Below are 17,283 nucleotides of genomic sequence, written 5' to 3'. Positions count from 1 at the left end.
TACATTTGCCTGTATAATTCAGATTGCCCGGATTGATTGCCGGGCTTCTTTATAGTGTACAAACGCAATGCTTGATGAAAGGAGCTTCTTCATATGGACAAAGTACAAGAATATCTGCTTTCGCTAGTCAAGCAGGACGACGCGTTGCTTCAAGAGATGGAACAATTTGCAGCAGAGCACGGCGTTCCAATTATGGACAAGTTGGGCATGGAATTTATGTTGCAGTTGCTTCGACTCATTCAGCCCAAAGCAATTTTAGAGGTTGGTGCGGCGATTGGTTATTCAGCCATTTGTATGGTAAAGGCAACGGATGCGCGCGTAGTTACCATTGAGCGCGACGAAGAACGGTACAATAAAGCTGTATTTTATATAGAGAGAGCGAATTTAACAAATTCTATATCCCTTTTGTTCGGTGACGCACTGGAAACAGGCGAACAAGTGCAGGCATACGGTAAATTCGATGTTATTTTTATAGATGCTGCAAAAGGTCAATATCAGCGCTTTTTTGAAATGTATGAGCCGCTTCTTACGGATAACGGTGTTATTCTGACCGATAATGTGCTGTTTCGCGGTCTTGTGGCAGAAGAAACCATTGAAAACAAGCGGATGCGAAGTTTAGTGAAAAAGATAAAGAGCTATAATGAATGGTTAATGGCTCACCCTGGGTATCACACGACGATTTTTCCCATTGGCGATGGTGTAGCTGTAAGTAAAAAAAGAGGTGAACACAAATGAAAAAACCTGAACTATTGGTAACACCAACTAAGGTAGAAGATATAGAAGCATTAGCAAAAGCGGGTGCAGATGCAATTATTATTGGGGAACAACAATTTGGACTTCGTTTGGCAGGCGAATTTTTACGTGAAGATGTGAAGCGTGCTGTAGAAGTAGCTCATGCAAACAAGGTCAAAGTATATGTTGCGATGAACGCATTGTTTCATAACGAGAAAGTAGAAGCGTTAACAGAATATGCTGCATTTGTAAAAGAAGTGGGTGCAGATGCAATTGTATTTGGCGATCCTGCTGTGTTAATGGCTGCGCGTGAAGTGGCATCTGATATGAAATTACACTGGAACACAGAAACAACAGCAACCAATTGGTTTACTTGCAATTATTGGGGCCGTAAAGGAGCAAAGCGTGCTGTGTTGGCGCGTGAGTTAAGCTTTGATGCTATTCTTGAAATTAAAGAGCACGCAGAAGTGGAAATTGAAGTACAAGTGCACGGTATGACATGTATGTTCCAGTCTAAGAGATCCTTAATTGGAAACTATTTTGAATACCAAGGTCGCGAAATGGAAATTGAAAAGAAAAAGCTTGAAAAAAATATGTTCTTGTATGACAAAGAGCGCAATAACAAATACCCTGTATTTGAAGATGTAAATGGTACACATATTATGAGTCCCAATGATATTTGCATCATTGATGAATTGGAAGAACTTATTGACGCAGGTGTGGATTCCTTCAAAATTGATGGTGTGTTAAAAAGTCCTGCTTATATTATTGATGTTACTAAAAAATACAGACAAGCAATTGATTTATGTGTAGAAGATCGCGATGCTTACTATGATGTAAAAGATCGTTTATATAAAGAAATTGAAGAGTTACAACCGGTAAACAGACCGCTTGATACAGGATTCTTCTATAAGGAAACAGTATATTAAGGAGGCGACAGCATGACAGTTGTACGAGAGATATCAAAAATTGTAGACGGCAAACGTGTTATTGTGAAAAAGCCGGAATTGTTGGCGCCTGCGGGCAATCTAGAAAAGCTAAAAATTGCCGTTCGCTACGGTGCAGATGCAGTGTTTATTGGCGGGCAAGAGTTTGGTCTGCGTTCCAATGCTGATAATTTCACCTTAGAGGAAATGGCAGAAGGTGTTGCATTTGCGAAGCAATACGGCGCAAAAATATATGTAACAACGAACATTTTTGCACATAATGAAAATATGGATGGCTTGCGCGAGTATTTGCAAGGTATTGAACGTGCTGGTGTAACGGGCATTATCGTTGCAGATCCGCTTATTATTGAAACATGTCGAGAAGCTGCACCTTCTATTGAAATTCACTTGAGCACACAGCAATCCTTATCCAACTGGAAAGCGGCACAATACTGGAAAGAAGAGGGCTTGCATCGACTTGTATTAGCACGAGAAACAAGCTACGAAGAAATTAAAGAAATTAAAGAAAAAGTAGATGTTGAAATTGAAGCTTTCATTCATGGTGCGATGTGTATTGCGTATTCCGGCAGATGTACACTAAGTAACCATATGACAGCACGAGATAGTAACCGTGGCGGATGCTGTCAATCTTGCCGCTGGGACTATGATTTAATTCAAACCTTGTCACAAGACAAAAATGCACCCGAAACAGCGCTGTTTGCTGAAGGTGATGCACCATTTGCAATGAGCCCGAAGGATTTAACACTTGTAGAGTCTATTCCGAAAATGATTGAAATTGGCGTGGATAGTTTGAAGATTGAAGGGCGTATGAAATCCATTCACTATGTTGCAACAGTAGTAAGCGTATATCGCAAGGTGATTGACGCATATTGTGCAGACCCAGATAACTTTGTATTTAAGCAAGAGTGGATTGAGGAGCTTGATAAGTGTGCAAACCGCGATACAGCATCAGCATTCTTTGAAGGTGTACCGGGCTTTGAAGAGCAAATGTACGGCAAGCACAGCAAAAAGACAACGTATGATTTCGTAGGTCTGGTACTGGCTTACGACGAAGAAACAGGCATTGCAACAATTCAGCAACGTAACCACTTCAAGCCTGGACAAGAAGTAGAGTTTTTTGGACCAGATATGGATAACTTTACACAAACGGTAGGAACAATTTGGAATGAAGAAGGAACTGAGTTAGATGCAGCGAGACATCCACTTGAAATTGTAAAGATAAAAGTAACGAATCCTGTACGACCTTATGACATGATGAGAAAAAGATTTCAATAAGAAAGAGTGGTACGATTAATGGGGAAGAAAAAACCTGTTGTAATTGGAATCGCGGGCGGTTCTGGTTCGGGAAAAACGAGTGTGACAAAAGCCATTTTTGATCAATTCAAAGGCCACTCCATTTTAATGCTGGAGCAGGATTATTATTATAAAGATCAAAGTAATTTGCCGTTTGAAGAAAGATTAAAAACAAACTATGATCATCCGTTAGCGTTTGATAATGATTTGTTGATTGAGCATATTAAACAATTGTTGCAATATAAACCGATTGAAAAACCTGTATACGATTATAAAATTCATACCCGTTCGGATGAAGTGATTCCTGTAGAACCGAAGGATGTTATCATTCTAGAAGGCATTCTTGTACTTGAGGATAAACGTCTGCGTGATTTAATGGACATTAAATTGTTCGTTGATACAGATGCGGATATTCGCATTTTGCGTCGGATGCAACGCGATATAGAAGAGCGTGGTCGTACCATGGATTCCGTTATTGATCAGTATGTGAATGTTGTACGTCCTATGCACAATCAATTTATTGAACCATCCAAGAAATATGCGGATATTATTATCCCAGAAGGCGGTCAAAATCATGTTGCCATCGATTTAATGGTAACAAAAATTGGGACAATCCTTGAACAAATCACAGTTTTGTAATAGTATAGAAAAAGACGTCCATTAGAAGGGATTTCATTCCCATATAGCGAATAGAATGGAGCATACAAGCCTCACCCGGAAACGGGTGAGGATGTCTTTATATGGAACAACTCCTCGGAGTGAGGAATCGGCATACATAAAAAGGAGTGGAAAACATGGCAATGGAAAAAACGTATCCAATGACACAAGCAGGAAAAGAAAAACTAGAACAGGAACTAGAATATTTAAAGACGGTAAGACGTAAAGAGGTTGTTGAGCGCATTAAAATCGCACGAAGCTTCGGCGATCTTTCTGAGAACTCTGAGTATGATGCAGCAAAAGATGAGCAAGCATTTGTTGAGGGTCGTGTAACACAAATTGAAAATATGATTCGCAATGCCGTTATTATTGAAGAAAATGCAGAAACATCTTCTGTTGTAACACTTGGTAAATCAGTGACTTTTGTAGAGTTACCTGATGGAGAAGAAGAAACATATACAATTGTAGGAAGTGCGGAAGCAGATCCGTTTGAAGGGAAAATTTCTAATGATTCTCCAATTGCGAGAAGTGTTCTTGGTAAACAAATTGGTGATGAAGTAGTGGTACAAACACCGGGCGGAGATATGAAAGTAAAAATTGTTTCTGTAAAATAAAAGTATGAAATACAAAACACCTCGTCAACACTGTTGATGAGGTGTTTTGTATGCAAAAAAAACGTTTATATATATTGCTTGTTTGTATGGCAGGTGGAATGCTGTTTTTGCTAGCGAGGCTAGCGCAAATTCAGCTATTTGAAACGGAGTCATTTTCTAAGAGAAATATAAATTTGTTAGAAGAAAGTGTTATGCAACGCGTACATGCTGTATCTATACATGATGGTAGAGGTAGTTTTGTGGACCGAGCAGGTGAAAAGTTAGTGGACGATGTACATGGCAGTGTAGTGTTATTTCCTTTTCTCAAGTATGTAGATTGGCCAGTGGAACAACTCGCACATATTCTGGACATTTCCCCTCAGCACATTATGTTACAGCTTACACAGAAGCCAGTTATATTAAAGCAGAATGGAGAGGTGCTGCAGTTATCTGCAAAGCAAATAGAGGATGTAAATCATCTAAAAGTGCCGGGGGTAGTGGCTGTTTACGCAAAAACCGGTGGAGCAGTAACTGCAGACCATCTCATCGGTATTACAGGACAAAATGAGACTGAGGTCCGGAAACGATATAGGAATAAAATACAGAAAGGGATTATATCACCGCATACTCCTATTGGTATATCTGGGTTTCAGCGTGCCTTTGATGAATTTTTAGTAACGAGCGGTGAGTCAAAGTTATTGTATCATGTGGACCAAACCGGTGAGCCAATGTTTGGAAAAACAGTAAAGTATAGCAGTACGGCTAACCCTTTCTATCCGCTTGTCATTCGTACAACCTTAGATAAAGAGTTGCAGCAGCTAGCTGAGAAAGTAGTGGAGGAATCTGGAATGAAAAAAGGCGGTCTCGTTCTATTGGATGTACAAAGTGGTGAAATTTTGGCGATGGTAAGCAAACCGAGTCTTGCTACATATTCTCAGCATGCATACGCTGCAGGAGCTAAAAATCAAATGCTTTCTGCACATATTCCGGGTTCTGTTTTTAAAACTGTAGTAGCTGCTGCTGCAATTGATAAAAGAAAAACAAGCGGTACATTTAATTGTGACCAAGATTTATATGGAGAAGGTCCGGCAGAACACGAAATGGGGATGTTAACATTTAAAGAGAGTTTTGCGCAGAGCTGTAACCATACATTTGCAAAGATTGCTTCTGAATTAATCAAAGAGGACGAGGATGTTCTAGAGAGATATGCGAAGATGCTGGGATTGTCTCAAACTGTAGGATGGAAGGGGAATGTCTTTCATTTTACGGAATTTAAACAATTTCCTGAAGAAGAAGCCATGCAAATTTGGAAGGCGCAATCAGATAAACATATTAACAAGGCAATTGCACAGACCGCGATTGGTCAAAAAAATGTTCGGATATCTCCGCTTGCAATCGCCAATATGATGGCGACAATTGCACGCGGGGGACAGAGAATTGAGGTAACCGGTGTTAAAGAAATTCAATATAAAAATGGTGCTGTTATGCATGAATTTCCTGTACATGAAGTACATTCGCAGTTGAGTCAACGTGTTATGGAACAATTACAGCAGCTTCTGCGAAGTGTTGTTACTTCCTCAAAGGGAACCGGTAAGCGATACCAAAGTCTTCCTGGTGGGGTCGCCGGTAAGAGTGGCACTGCGGAAACGGGGGAGGGTAATTATGTGAACCGTTGGTTTGCAGGCTATTTTCCTTACGAAGCACCGCGATATGCACTGGTGAGCGTGGAACTGTATACGAACGAAGTTGACAATTTAGCAGGGAAAGTATTTGCAGATTATGTAGAAGCAATCGCTAACAAGGGTATGTAACAAATGTTTTTGTTTTATGACAATCGACAAAATTTTATTCAACCTCTTTCAAAATAGTGCTACAATGAACGTTGAATGATTGTTGATGGAGGTTGTAAACATGCCGCAGTTAGAAGACAATTCAAGATTGCAAACAAAAAGACAAAAACGCCGAAAAGCATGGTTTTTAAACATATTTATCGGAATTGTGTTGCTTGCAGCTGTTACAGTTGCGTACCAAACCTTTTTTGCGACACCAACGGTACAAGAACAAGCCCCTAAAAAAGAGGTAACGAAGAAGGAAGAACCGAAGAAAGAACAAAAAATGAAAAAAGAGATTTCTTCTGAAAAACCTGAATCTAAACCAAAAGAAAAAGTAATTGAAAATCCGGCACCTGTCGTAGAAGATCAGAAAGTACAAGTTCCTGAGTCTCAAAGTCCTGGTGTTGCAGAAGCATATACAAATCCGTCTTGGAAGCCAATTGGTACTGCACAAAGTGAACCGCATGTTACCAAGTTTGATTCTTCTTCTCAAGACTGGAAAGAGATGACCCAAGCGATTTCTTATGCGCTTGATATTCCTGCAGACACATTAACTATTTTGTTCCTTGGCAATAATGGTCCAAATAAGGCGATTGGAACCGTGCAGGCAAAGGATACGAAAGAAAGATTTAAAGTATACATTGAATGGGTAGAAGGACAAGGCTGGCAACCGACACTGGTTCATAAATTAATGTAAGACGAGCAAATTGATTTGCTCGTCTTTTTTATTTACTGACTGTGTTAAAGTCTGATGTGATAATCCGCATTTGTTGATTGGAATCGAAGGGATAGACTCCTGCGGTACAAGCGAATCAAAGGGAGATGTGCAGTGCTAAGTAGACTCTCTGACTGCCTGCAGAAAGAGACCTTCAATGTTTAACAGAGCTTAATGGATAAGAAAGTATAAAATTGCTGTTGTCTATCTCCTCAATTCAGAGGAATTCTACCTCATGAATCTGAACAAGCCGCTTCTACTTTTCACATTTGGAAAAGAATTCATAGTAGGGATAAGTTGACTTTTGAAACAAATCAGCATATTATACTGATAAATCCGATGAGAAAAAGGGGAATTAACATAATGGGAACAGAATTTAATCAACTATTTGATGAATGGGCACATACTTATGATTCTTTCGTTGCGGGAGAAGATGATGAATATAAAGAAGTATTTTCTAATTATGAAGCGATTTTAAATGATGTTGTTGCAAAATCTACAGGTACAGTATTAGAATTTGGTGTGGGAACTGGAAACTTAACCAATAAATTATTAGAGGCGGGCCATCTCGTATACGGTATTGAACCATCTAAAGAAATGCGTGCAATCGCTAAACAAAAATTACCGAAGCATGTTTCTGTAAGCGAAGGCGATTTCTTAAATTTTCATGTACCTGAACAGGTCGATACAATTGTAAGTACGTATGCGTTTCATCATCTGCTTGATGAAGAGAAGAATACAGCTGTAGAGAAGTATGGGCAAATGCTTAAAAAAGGTGGTAAAATAGTATTCGCCGATACGATATTCATAAATCAAGAAGCATTTGATAAGACTGTTGAAGAAGCGATCACGAAAGGATATCATAATTTGGCAAAGGATCTTCAATCGGAATACTATACACGTATCCCGGTTATGGAAACTATATTTACAAATAATGGATTTACGGTTACGTTTACACGATATAATCATTTTGTTTGGATTATGGAGGCCGTAAAGAACTAAGAAAGAGGGATCACGTTTTGAAAATTGCAGTCATTGGAGCAATGGAAGAAGAGGTACGCATTTTGCGTGAGCAGCTGGAAGGGGCTCGTACAGAGGTTGTAGCTGGGTGCGAATTCACATTGGGACAGCTTGCAGGTCATGAAGTTGTATTGCTTAAATCAGGAATCGGCAAAGTAAATGCAGCAATGTCCACAACAATTTTGCTTGAACGCTATCAACCTGAAAAGATTATTAATACCGGCTCAGCAGGTGGGTTTCATCATGCATTAAATGTAGGAGACGTTGTTATTTCAACAGAAGTACGTCATCACGATGTGGATGTTACTGCTTTTAATTATGAATACGGACAAGTTCCGGGTATGCCTGCAGCTTTTAAAGCAGATGAGGAGCTTGTAGCACTTGCGGAGCGTTGCATGAAAATGAGCGGTGTGCAGGCTGTAAAAGGAACAATTGCAACGGGTGACTCTTTTATGAATGATCCTGTGCGTGTAGATGGTATTCGCGGCAAGTTTGCTGATTTATATGCTGTTGAGATGGAAGCAGCTGCTGTAGCGCAAGTATGTTACCAATATAATGTGCCATTTGTAATTGTCCGTGCGTTATCTGACATTGCCGGAAAAGAATCACACGTTTCCTTCGATCAATTCTTGGATCAAGCAGCACGTCATTCTACGGCATTTATTGTGAATATGCTGAATGAATTGAAGTAAAAGTGAGAGTAGCAACTGTTCATACATAGAGGTGGGACAGTTGCTTCTTTACGGGAAGAGGGATTCCTTCATAATGGAGGTTGGATAGATGAATGTGTATAGAAATGTGCATGAATTAATTGGTAACACGCCGCTTGTTGAGATTACAAGCTTTCCGTTGCCAAAAGATGTACGGTTATTTGCAAAGCTTGAGTTTTTTAATCCCGGCGGTAGTGTGAAAGATAGACTTGGTAAGCATCTCATTGAAGATGCATTAGCACAAGGTTTTATTACTCCAGGCGGCACAATTATTGAGCCAACGGCTGGTAATACGGGAATCGGTTTAGCGCTTGCGGCGCAAAAATATGGCTTGCACGTGCTTGTATGCGTACCGGAAAAGTTTAGTATGGAAAAGCAGGACTTAATGCGTGCATTGGGTGCAACTGTCGTTAATACGCCAACAGAGCAGGGGATGACAGGGGCAATAGCAAAGGCTAAGGAATTGTTGCAGGAAATTCCAAATTCGTATTGTCCGCAACAATTTGCAAATGAAGCAAATCCAATTACGTATTATCATACGTTAGGACCAGAATTGTGGCGAGATTTAGATGGTAAAATAGACATCTTTGTTGCCGGTGCGGGTACAGGCGGTACATTTATGGGGACTGCTCAATATTTAAAAGAGAAAAACGCCAATATTAAAACAGTAATTGTCGAGCCTGAGGGGTCAATTTTAAATGGCGGAGAGCCTGGTTCGCACGCAACAGAAGGAATCGGTATGGAATTCTTGCCGCCTTTTATGGATCACTCGTATTTTAATAGCATTCACACTGTGCTGGACAAAGATGCATTTCGTCGTGTAAAGGAGCTAGCACAGCACGAAGGATTATTGGTGGGAAGCTCTTCCGGGGCTGCATTACATGCCAGTTTACAAGAAGCAGAACAGGCAAAGCCGGGTACACATATTGTGACCATATTCCCGGACAGTAGCGAGCGTTATTTAAGTAAACAAATATATAAGGGGTGGGAATAATGAGGGCAAAAACAAAATTAATTCATGGTATTCATATAGGAGATCCTTTGACAGGCGCGGTAACAGTACCCATTTACCAAACGAGCACATATAAGCAAGAAGCGATTGGAAAGCATAAAGGTTATGAATATTCTCGTACGGGTAATCCAACTCGGAATGCGCTAGAAGAAATGATAGCTGTAATTGAAAACGGTCATGCTGGATTTGCTTTTGGTTCTGGGATGGCAGCGATCACGGCAGTAATGATGCTATTTTCAAGCGGTGATCATGTTGTTTTAACAGATGATGTATATGGCGGCACATATCGTGTAATGTCCAAAGTATTAAATCGCTTTGGCATCGAGCATACTTTTGTTGATACAACAAACTTGAATGAAGTAGAAGGAGCTATTCGTCCGAATACAAAAGCGATTTATATTGAGACACCGACAAATCCATTGTTAAAGGTCACTGATATTGCTGAAGTGGCTGCACTTGCCAAGGCACACAACTTGCTAACCATTGTAGATAATACATTTATGACACCATATTGGCAAACACCGATTTCTTTAGGAGCGGACATCGTTCTTCACAGCGCCACAAAATACTTGGGTGGTCACAGCGACGTTGTAGCGGGGGTTGTAGTGGTAAATTCCGAGGAACTGGCACAAGACCTTCATTTTGTTCAAAACTCTACAGGTGGCGTTTTGGGGCCGCAAGATAGCTGGTTGTTGCTGCGCGGCTTGAAAACATTGGGGGTTCGTATGCAAGAGCATGAAGCAAATGCACATGCAATTGTAGAATTCCTGCAAAATCATCCGAAAGTAACAAAGGTATACTATCCTGGTATAGAAAATCATCCGAATCATGATGTAGCTAAAAAACAAGCAGAAGGGTTTGGGGCTATCGTTTCTTTTGATGTAGACAGTGAAGAAACATTAACAAAGCTCATGGAACGTCTGCAGTACTTTACGTTGGCGGAGAGTCTTGGAGCAGTAGAAAGCTTAATTTCTGTTCCTTCTAAAATGACACATGCGTCTATTCCGGCAGATCGTCGTGCCGAGCTTGGCATCACGGACACATTAATTCGAATCTCAATTGGAATTGAAGACGGGGAAGATTTAATTGAAGATTTGACGCAAGCATTATCATAAGCAGAAAAGACACCTTACATGGTGTCTTTTCTGCTTTGTTTTTGCAATCTTTTATATCCTTCAATGATAATTATACTTCCAATACTGCCCAAAGATACACTTGATAAATAGGAAGCAAGTATATAGTAAATAGCAGTGCCGATAGCCACATCGATAATGAAAAATGTTTTTAGTTTGGAGAAATGAATTACATATATTCTAAACTCTTGTTTGCTGTGGTTGTACATCACTTTTCCCACCTCTATGCAGTATATGTACGTTGTAATTTGTCCTATTATCTCTATGAGAACAGTTGGTTATATTGGTTGAATTTACTTGATTAAAAGGATAGTAGAGTATGTTACAGTAGAAGTAGAAGAACAAGCATTCTTTTGATAATGGCTGTGTTAAAGCCTAATGTTGCTAATTGGCACTTGTTGATGGAGTCTCCCTGGCCGTCCGCGGAAATCGCTCCCCATAACGGAAATTAACAACGAACTTTAACAGAGCCTTGATAATAGAGAAGAACTGACCGAGTCAGACCATAAATTATGAAGTAAGTTGTCTTGGTATCTTCGCTCCTTGACTGTTTGCATGTGTGGAAAACAACATGAACCAATATAGGTGGTGTTAGGGATGAAACAATTGCGTCAAAAAATAGATGACTATACTCGTTTTGCTCAGGTTTTGTTAGCGCTAAGTACCATTTTGCTGGCAGGCTTACTCATTCCAAATGGTGATAAGGAAGCATTGCAGCTGTATGTAATGATGGGAGCTATTATCCTGTTTTTATCAGGTGCATTTGGCTTGTTTTATCAAGTAAAAAAACTGCGTGAACAATTGGATGAAGTAGAAGAAACGCTCCGTTAGTAATATTAACGGAGCGTTTCTTCTGTGGGGATATATGTAAGCGTGCTACTTATTATATAAAAAATTAATGAAATAAGAAGTTGCCGGAATCGCTCTCTATCTTAATGACAGGTCCGTTTTCCCCTGCGCTTGCACGTAGGCGATGGGGAGTTTGTTCTTGGTATTGAAGAGAAGAACCTTGTACATTGTAGGTACCGGATTTACTTATAACATGAAATTGAACGGCAGGAACATTGGTGGCTGCAATTTCTGTATCACCGCTTTTGCTGTAGATACTAATCGGGTTAGTTAACTCTCGCTGCTTAAACAGAGTATCTCCAGATTTTGTTTGGATTACGCTACTGCCTTTGATTTCACGAAGTTTGATATCTCCGGATATAGATGAGATATGAATGTTCTCATTCTGAATAAAGTCAGCAATTATATTGCCTGATTCTGTGTCAAGTTTTGTGTTTGTAGCAACTGCAGATGTTAAAGCAACATCTCCCTGCTTAGTTTGGAGATTGATGGTTTTCCCTGAAATGTTTTTTATACGAACATCACCTGTATTTGTTACCGCAACGAGTTTTTTTATCTGTAAGCTGTCGCCGTGTATGCTACCGCTATTCGTTTTGAGGGTAAGGGTCTCATAGATTTTTTGTGGGATTTGTAATTCGACTTGCACATTGTTGATGTGAAAACCAATGGCCCATTTCTTTTTTTCTTTAATATTTATCTGCAATTTATCACCAGATGGCAACATGTGAATAGCGAAGCGATCTTTGTATGTATCGGAAATCTTCCCCGTTAAAGTGGCGACAATTTGCTCCTGGTTGTTTGTAGGAGTAATATGAATATCCGCTGAATCGGTATGTACTTCTATTTGTGTAACCTGATTTGCATTTACGCTTTTGGTGGTTTCAACGGAATGGATGTTTGTGGACATCGTTGCAATTTCTTCAAAGAAGAGAAAATATACAATCCACCCCACAATACCGAAGAAAGCCAATGTAGTCATAACTCGTATAATCCTCAATATAAATCCTCGCTTTCGTTCTTTATAATGAATGTTACGTTATAAAGAGAGATAAAATTAAAAATACTATACTCAAATTTTATAACAAATGTTATATATTCGTATAGTGCTAATGGAAATATTGAATATATCATACATTTTTTGTATAATTAAAGAGTATAATCGTGTAAAAATTAAGAAAATAATTCTGGGTGAAATCTATGAATATATTTGTTTTTTCTGTATAAGTAAATAAAGCACATATAGAATATGATTTAGAAATAACAAAGTAGGTTTTATCTTGAAATAAGAAAGGAATTCTTCATGAACAACATACAGCAAGCCATACGCACCATTGTAAAAAAAATGAAGAATGAAGATGTACAAGTGAGATTACAAGCCATAATGGCTATACAAAGACTGAATCTTGATGTTGTCGACACGTCTATTTTACGACGTATTATAAAAGAAGCTGCATCGTCATTTCCCAAATCGACTGCAACATGGGATGATCCTTGTGCACAATTATTACAGTTCGTTTGTCAGTATGAGGATGAAACCTTATTGCCTTTGCTTACAAAATACTATCCAAGGTTCAGTTCCGCAGGGCAAGATTTAGTCATACTCTATGCTTGTCGTCTTGGGCCACAAAAAGCGAAAAGCAGCATGCTTTATATGCTACAAATGTATATTCCAACACAGCAGGTCCGCCTTCCTGTTTCTGAACTTATCATTCAACCATCTTGGTTACCTGAGTTAGTTCCTATATGTATGTCTTATATAGATCATCCTTATTATAGCTTTGCTTTTCATCAATTGCTGGAAGCTGGGTTAGAAATAGGCACTTTTTCTATTCGAGAACATGAAGCCCGTTATCGTATATATGAAAAGTATAAGAATCTTCTCTGCCGCATGATGGAATATAATGAAGCCTACTCTGCGGTGTTCGTATATCATGCATGGCGCACAAGTTATCTGTCTGTTCGAACGGAACTATGTCTGTATATCCGAATAATGGGGCATTGTGCAAGAGAAGAAGTAGAAGTGTTGCTCATGCAAACATTAAGTTTGAACGACCCTGTCATTCGAACATATGGTATATGCACTCTTATTGATTTAGGTGTAGCTGTGGAGCAAGAATGCTTGTTTTCTTGTGCAACCAATATAGAATCAGCTTATTTGTTGTACACAGAGCTACACCGAAAAGACAAAGCATATCTGTATCCAATGGAGAATAAAATGGAACATTTAGTAAAAAGCTTTTTGTTTTACTATTTGTTAGAACATGAAGAGTGCGGAATGGTACTAGGTGACATAGAAGTTATGAGTGTAACGAAGCAGGAGGAGCACACTAATGTAAGAGTACGCTATCGTTTCGTTCATACGGATTGGTTACAAAAAGGATGGCTCATAGCTGAGATTACATTATTAAAACATGAGCCAGTTGAAGTATATACCGATTTTACATGTTTTGCTATAGAGACTGAAACAAGTACAGGAGCATTTTAAATATAGAACATATATTTTCTAAAATATTCAAGATGGAGGTGGCGCTATGAAAACAAAACGCGTCATGTATGGTGTTTTAATTGCTACAATGACCTTGGGTGCATGCAGTGAAGAAAATCAACCAGAATATGTACAACAACCGTATGCACCAATTGAGCCAGCACCACCAGTACAGGAATCTACACCAATTGAGCCAGCGCCGATAACGGAACCTGATCCGATTCTTGAATCGCAGGAAGAAGAAGGTATCTCCGATTCATATGAAGCGTGCGGTTATTATGAGATAGAAGAAGATTTTGAGGTGTGTGAAGACGAATCCTCTCCATATTACAGTTATGTACATCACAATGGTTTGTTCTTTACGTCTTTAGCAGCAGCTTCTATGTACCGGACTAAATATGGTACAAGTGGTGGAACAGCACAAAAAGGATTTGGAACCGGTTCGCCAGGTTATGGAGGATAAGGCGAGGAGGTGTTAACCCTCGCTTTGTCGCAATATCCCGTAAAAGAACATATTTAAGAAGTCTTCAACTAAGGTTTCTAGAGGAGAAGGCATTTTTTGAATGGTATCCAATTGGGTAAAGGCCTGTGAGATCATATTAAGATAAAATAATAAGGTTTCATCACGTACAGAGGGGCGAATAAGCTGCTTATCACGTCCTTCTGCAATGAGTTGAAATAAAAGTGGCATGGATCGCTCTTGCTGTTTTTTTAACATTTTTTCGCGAAATATATCATCCATCTGCATGAGTTCGTTGAAAGTATGTAAGTCAATTATATGTGCGCTTTGTTTTTTTAATAAAATAATTTGCTTTAACTTCTCTTCAAAGGAGAGGCCCCCTGTAATGACTTCTTTAAATTGTTGTAATTGATGATCAACGACGCGTTCTGTTGCAACCTGTAACAATTTTTCTTTGCTTCCATAATAATTATAAATAGTTACTTGAGATACGCCGGCTTGCTTTGCAATGTCGGCTATTTTAATGTCTGCAAGCGGCAGTGGAAGCATGGCGGCTGCTACGTTTTCAATGCGTTCCATTTTTTGCTGTGTTCGTTTTGTAAAACCGTCCAATCCGGTCACCTCCCTTTTTATTGTACCATGTTTTGAAATGTTTTATAACATTCATTTCAAAACCTATTTACATGTAAGATGAAAAGGAGTATATTAGTTTTGAAATAAGTTTTTATTTTCATTTCAAAAATGGGGTGAAGACATGATTGTTTTAGAACAGGTAACGCGGAGCTTTTCAAATGGAAGAGGCATATTTGATGTGTCTTTGCAAGTGAGAAAAGGCGAAGTGTTTGGTTTTATAGGTCCGAATGGGGCGGGGAAATCTACAACCATAAGACATCTCATGGGATTTATGAAAGCTGATTCGGGTAAAGCTACGATTTGTGGACTTGATTGTTGGAATGATGCTACAACTGTGAAACGGAGTGTAGGATATTTACCAGGTGAAATTGCATTTATAGAAGGAATGACCGGTACCTCATTTTTAATGATGATGGACGGCATGAGAGCTATAGGTGATACGCAGCGTAAGTCAGAATTAATTGAGCGATTTGAATTTAATCCAGATACACCTATACGTAAAATGTCAAAGGGTATGAAGCAAAAAGTAGGAATCGTCGCTGCGTTTATGCATGACCCGCAGGTTTATATTTTAGATGAGCCGACTTCAGGTTTGGATCCGTTGATGCAACAAAGGTTTGTAGAATTAGTTTTAGAAGAGAAGCAACGTGGTAAAACAATCTTTATGTCTTCACATATGTTCCGTGAGATGGAAAAAACCTGCGACCGTGCAGCCATGATTAAGGATGGTCGTATCGTTATAGAAAATGATATGAAAACATTTCAGAGAGAAAAGAAGCAACGGTTTCATGTGACCTTACGAACCGAAGAAGATATAAAACGCTTATTAAGCTATCCGCAGGTAAAGAAGTTAACTGATGCTACATGTGAAGTTTGTGTAGGTCATGATATAAAAAGCATGATTGATATGCTTCATGGTCTGGATATTGTTTCATTTCATGGTGTGGAGGAGAACTTAGAAGAGTTATTTTTACACTACTATAAAAGAGGTGAAAGCGTATGATGACTTTATATACAACAATGCTTAAAAAATATAGCAAGGGTTTTCTAGGATATGCGCTTGGATCCTCTCTATTTTTGCTGTTCATCACGTTGTTGTTTCCAAACATACAAGAAGCCTTAAAAGCCAAAGCGGATATTATGAATACAATGCCTGAAGGAATGCTGGCTGCGTTCGGTCTTGAAAAGGGGCAGTTTATTTCAACTTTATTAGATTTATTGTCCGTTCAATATTACAGCATGTTATTTTTAATTTTACTTTCTATCTTTACAATAACTACAGCCTCTAAATTACTTGCACGTTTAGTGGAGCAGGGCAGTATGGCGTATATACTGGCTATGCCAATTAGTAGAGGCAAGGTAGCTGTTGCTATGATTCTTGTATATTTGAGCGGTCTATTTTTTATCATCGCAAGCAATTTTCTAATTAGCGTAGTGGGAGCTATGATCATTCAGTATGACTTGGATGTTATTCTTTTTTTTCAGCTTCATATGTTAGGCTTTTTATTGTTTTTTGCAATTGGTGGATATAGTTTTCTATGCTCAGCTTTGTTCACAGAGGAACGTCGCGTGCTCAGTGTTGCCGGTGGTTTCACCTTTTTGTTTTATGTGCTTCATATGATAGGGGGCATTAATAAAACGTATGAGGTGGCAAAATCGTTTTCTCTTTTTTCCTTGTACGAACCATCCACAATTTTAAAGGGGGACACAAATACGCTCGTAGCCGTACTGATTTTATTGCTTGTAGGTATGCTTGGATATGTAGCTTCTGTATATGTGTTTCAGCGAAAAGACCTGCTGCTGTAATGTGAAAGGATGCTTAATTTGGCATCCTTTTTATTTATATGAAATAATGAAATAACATTTCCTTTATTCACTTTTTTAAGCACTGGCTTGATTAATGTGTTTGTTCCATCCGGCGGGGGACAGTGGGCTGTGCAGGCCCCTATTATGATTCCAGCTGGTGCAGAGCTTGTTGTGTCTGCTGCAAAAACAGCGATGGCAATTGCTTGGGGTGATGCCTGGACAAATCTCATCCAACCGTTTTGGGCGCTTCCTGCATTAGCAATCGCAGGCTTGGGTGCGAGAGATATTATGGGCTTTTGTGTTATTAACTTGTTATATTCCGGTGTGATTATAGGTCTTTGCTTCTTGTTTTTATAATAATAATTCTGTATGTTTGAAATAGTTAGGTAAAACAAGGGCAGGAGTT

The 17,283-nt window shown here is 39.1% G+C and carries 19 protein-coding genes and 1 pseudogene; 17 read left to right on the top strand and 3 right to left on the bottom strand.

Annotated features, from left to right (window positions below):
* The first annotated feature begins 93 nt into the window (after window positions 1-93).
* The 11 genes from MUG87_RS08400 (at window position 94) to MUG87_RS08350 (ending at window position 10,626) form a co-directional block, all read left to right on the top strand.
* Complete coding sequence (locus MUG87_RS08400) at window positions 94-735, top strand: O-methyltransferase (RefSeq protein WP_247087026.1); 642 nt, start codon at window positions 94-96, stop codon at window positions 733-735.
* Window positions 732-1,661: a peptidase U32 family protein gene (locus tag MUG87_RS08395; RefSeq protein WP_247087025.1), complete on the top strand. Its 930-nt coding sequence runs from the start codon at window positions 732-734 to the stop codon at window positions 1,659-1,661. Before MUG87_RS08400 ends, MUG87_RS08395 begins: the two co-directional genes overlap by 4 nt.
* A 12-nt stretch (window positions 1,662-1,673) precedes the next feature.
* Window positions 1,674-2,954 (top strand): peptidase U32 family protein, encoded by a 1,281-nt coding sequence (locus tag MUG87_RS08390; RefSeq protein ID WP_247087024.1) that lies wholly within the window; start codon window positions 1,674-1,676, stop codon window positions 2,952-2,954.
* A gap of 18 nt (window positions 2,955-2,972) precedes the next feature.
* Window positions 2,973-3,611, top strand: coding sequence for a uridine kinase (gene udk / locus MUG87_RS08385; protein ID WP_247087023.1), 639 nt, complete (start codon window positions 2,973-2,975; stop codon window positions 3,609-3,611).
* A 155-nt stretch (window positions 3,612-3,766) separates the two neighbouring features.
* Window positions 3,767-4,243, top strand: coding sequence for a transcription elongation factor GreA (gene greA / locus MUG87_RS08380; protein WP_247087022.1), 477 nt, complete (start codon window positions 3,767-3,769; stop codon window positions 4,241-4,243).
* A gap of 50 nt (window positions 4,244-4,293) precedes the next feature.
* On the top strand, window positions 4,294-6,033 hold the full coding sequence (locus MUG87_RS08375) for a peptidoglycan D,D-transpeptidase FtsI family protein (RefSeq protein WP_247087021.1): 1,740 nt from the start codon (window positions 4,294-4,296) through the stop codon (window positions 6,031-6,033).
* A 100-nt stretch (window positions 6,034-6,133) separates the two neighbouring features.
* The gene (locus MUG87_RS08370) at window positions 6,134-6,751 is read left to right on the top strand and encodes a YrrS family protein (RefSeq protein ID WP_247087020.1); all 618 of its coding nucleotides are present in this window, start codon (window positions 6,134-6,136) and stop codon (window positions 6,749-6,751) included.
* Between the two features lie 381 nt (window positions 6,752-7,132).
* On the top strand, window positions 7,133-7,771 hold the full coding sequence (locus MUG87_RS08365) for a class I SAM-dependent methyltransferase (RefSeq protein ID WP_247087019.1): 639 nt from the start codon (window positions 7,133-7,135) through the stop codon (window positions 7,769-7,771).
* Window positions 7,772-7,788: 17 nt separating this feature from the next.
* Entirely contained in the window at window positions 7,789-8,481 is a 693-nt protein-coding gene (gene mtnN, locus MUG87_RS08360; protein ID WP_247087018.1) for a 5'-methylthioadenosine/S-adenosylhomocysteine nucleosidase, read from the top strand.
* A gap of 88 nt (window positions 8,482-8,569) precedes the next feature.
* Complete coding sequence (locus tag MUG87_RS08355; protein WP_247087017.1) at window positions 8,570-9,493, top strand: PLP-dependent cysteine synthase family protein; 924 nt, start codon at window positions 8,570-8,572, stop codon at window positions 9,491-9,493.
* Window positions 9,493-10,626 (top strand): bifunctional cystathionine gamma-lyase/homocysteine desulfhydrase, encoded by a 1,134-nt coding sequence (locus tag MUG87_RS08350; protein WP_247087016.1) that lies wholly within the window; start codon window positions 9,493-9,495, stop codon window positions 10,624-10,626. Before MUG87_RS08355 ends, MUG87_RS08350 begins: the two co-directional genes overlap by 1 nt.
* Before the next feature lie 14 nt (window positions 10,627-10,640).
* On the opposite strand, the gene MUG87_RS08345 is transcribed toward MUG87_RS08350, so the two are convergent.
* Window positions 10,641-10,853, bottom strand: coding sequence for a hypothetical protein (locus MUG87_RS08345; RefSeq protein ID WP_247087015.1), 213 nt, complete (start codon window positions 10,851-10,853; stop codon window positions 10,641-10,643).
* A 388-nt stretch (window positions 10,854-11,241) separates the two neighbouring features.
* On the opposite strand from MUG87_RS08345, the gene MUG87_RS08340 reads away from it, so the two are divergent.
* The gene (locus tag MUG87_RS08340; protein WP_247087014.1) at window positions 11,242-11,475 is read left to right on the top strand and encodes a YrhC family protein; all 234 of its coding nucleotides are present in this window, start codon (window positions 11,242-11,244) and stop codon (window positions 11,473-11,475) included.
* Between the two features lie 64 nt (window positions 11,476-11,539).
* Here the strand turns inward: MUG87_RS08340 and MUG87_RS08335 are convergent, their stop codons facing one another.
* Window positions 11,540-12,472, bottom strand: a complete 933-nt coding sequence (locus MUG87_RS08335) for a DUF4097 family beta strand repeat-containing protein (RefSeq protein WP_247087013.1) — start codon at window positions 12,470-12,472, stop codon at window positions 11,540-11,542.
* A gap of 321 nt (window positions 12,473-12,793) precedes the next feature.
* Here MUG87_RS08335 and MUG87_RS08330 point away from each other — a divergent pair, with 321 nt between their 5' ends.
* Both MUG87_RS08330 and MUG87_RS08325 read left to right on the top strand, forming a co-directional pair.
* Window positions 12,794-13,978, top strand: coding sequence for a hypothetical protein (locus MUG87_RS08330; protein ID WP_247087012.1), 1,185 nt, complete (start codon window positions 12,794-12,796; stop codon window positions 13,976-13,978).
* 46 nt (window positions 13,979-14,024) lie between these two features.
* On the top strand, window positions 14,025-14,441 hold the full coding sequence (locus MUG87_RS08325) for a hypothetical protein (RefSeq protein ID WP_247087011.1): 417 nt from the start codon (window positions 14,025-14,027) through the stop codon (window positions 14,439-14,441).
* A gap of 12 nt (window positions 14,442-14,453) precedes the next feature.
* Here MUG87_RS08325 and MUG87_RS08320 read toward each other — a convergent pair whose 3' ends face one another.
* A complete protein-coding gene (locus MUG87_RS08320; protein WP_247087010.1) occupies window positions 14,454-15,050 on the bottom strand; it encodes a TetR/AcrR family transcriptional regulator in 597 nt (198 codons plus the stop codon).
* Window positions 15,051-15,192: 142 nt separating this feature from the next.
* Here MUG87_RS08320 and MUG87_RS08315 point away from each other — a divergent pair, with 142 nt between their 5' ends.
* The 3 genes and pseudogenes from MUG87_RS08315 to MUG87_RS08305 form a co-directional block, all read left to right on the top strand.
* Entirely contained in the window at window positions 15,193-16,074 is an 882-nt protein-coding gene (locus tag MUG87_RS08315; protein ID WP_247087009.1) for an ABC transporter ATP-binding protein, read from the top strand.
* On the top strand, window positions 16,071-16,877 hold the full coding sequence (locus MUG87_RS08310) for an ABC transporter permease subunit (RefSeq protein WP_247087008.1): 807 nt from the start codon (window positions 16,071-16,073) through the stop codon (window positions 16,875-16,877). Before MUG87_RS08315 ends, MUG87_RS08310 begins: the two co-directional genes overlap by 4 nt.
* A 42-nt stretch (window positions 16,878-16,919) precedes the next feature.
* Window positions 16,920-17,234: pseudogene (locus MUG87_RS08305) on the top strand (TIGR00366 family protein); the annotation flags it as partial.
* Window positions 17,235-17,283: the final 49 nt, after the last annotated feature.

This window comes from Ectobacillus sp. JY-23, assembly GCF_023022965.1.
Taxonomy (GTDB): domain Bacteria; phylum Bacillota; class Bacilli; order Bacillales; family Bacillaceae_G; genus Ectobacillus.
This window is presented reverse-complemented; position numbering and strand designations above follow the sequence as displayed.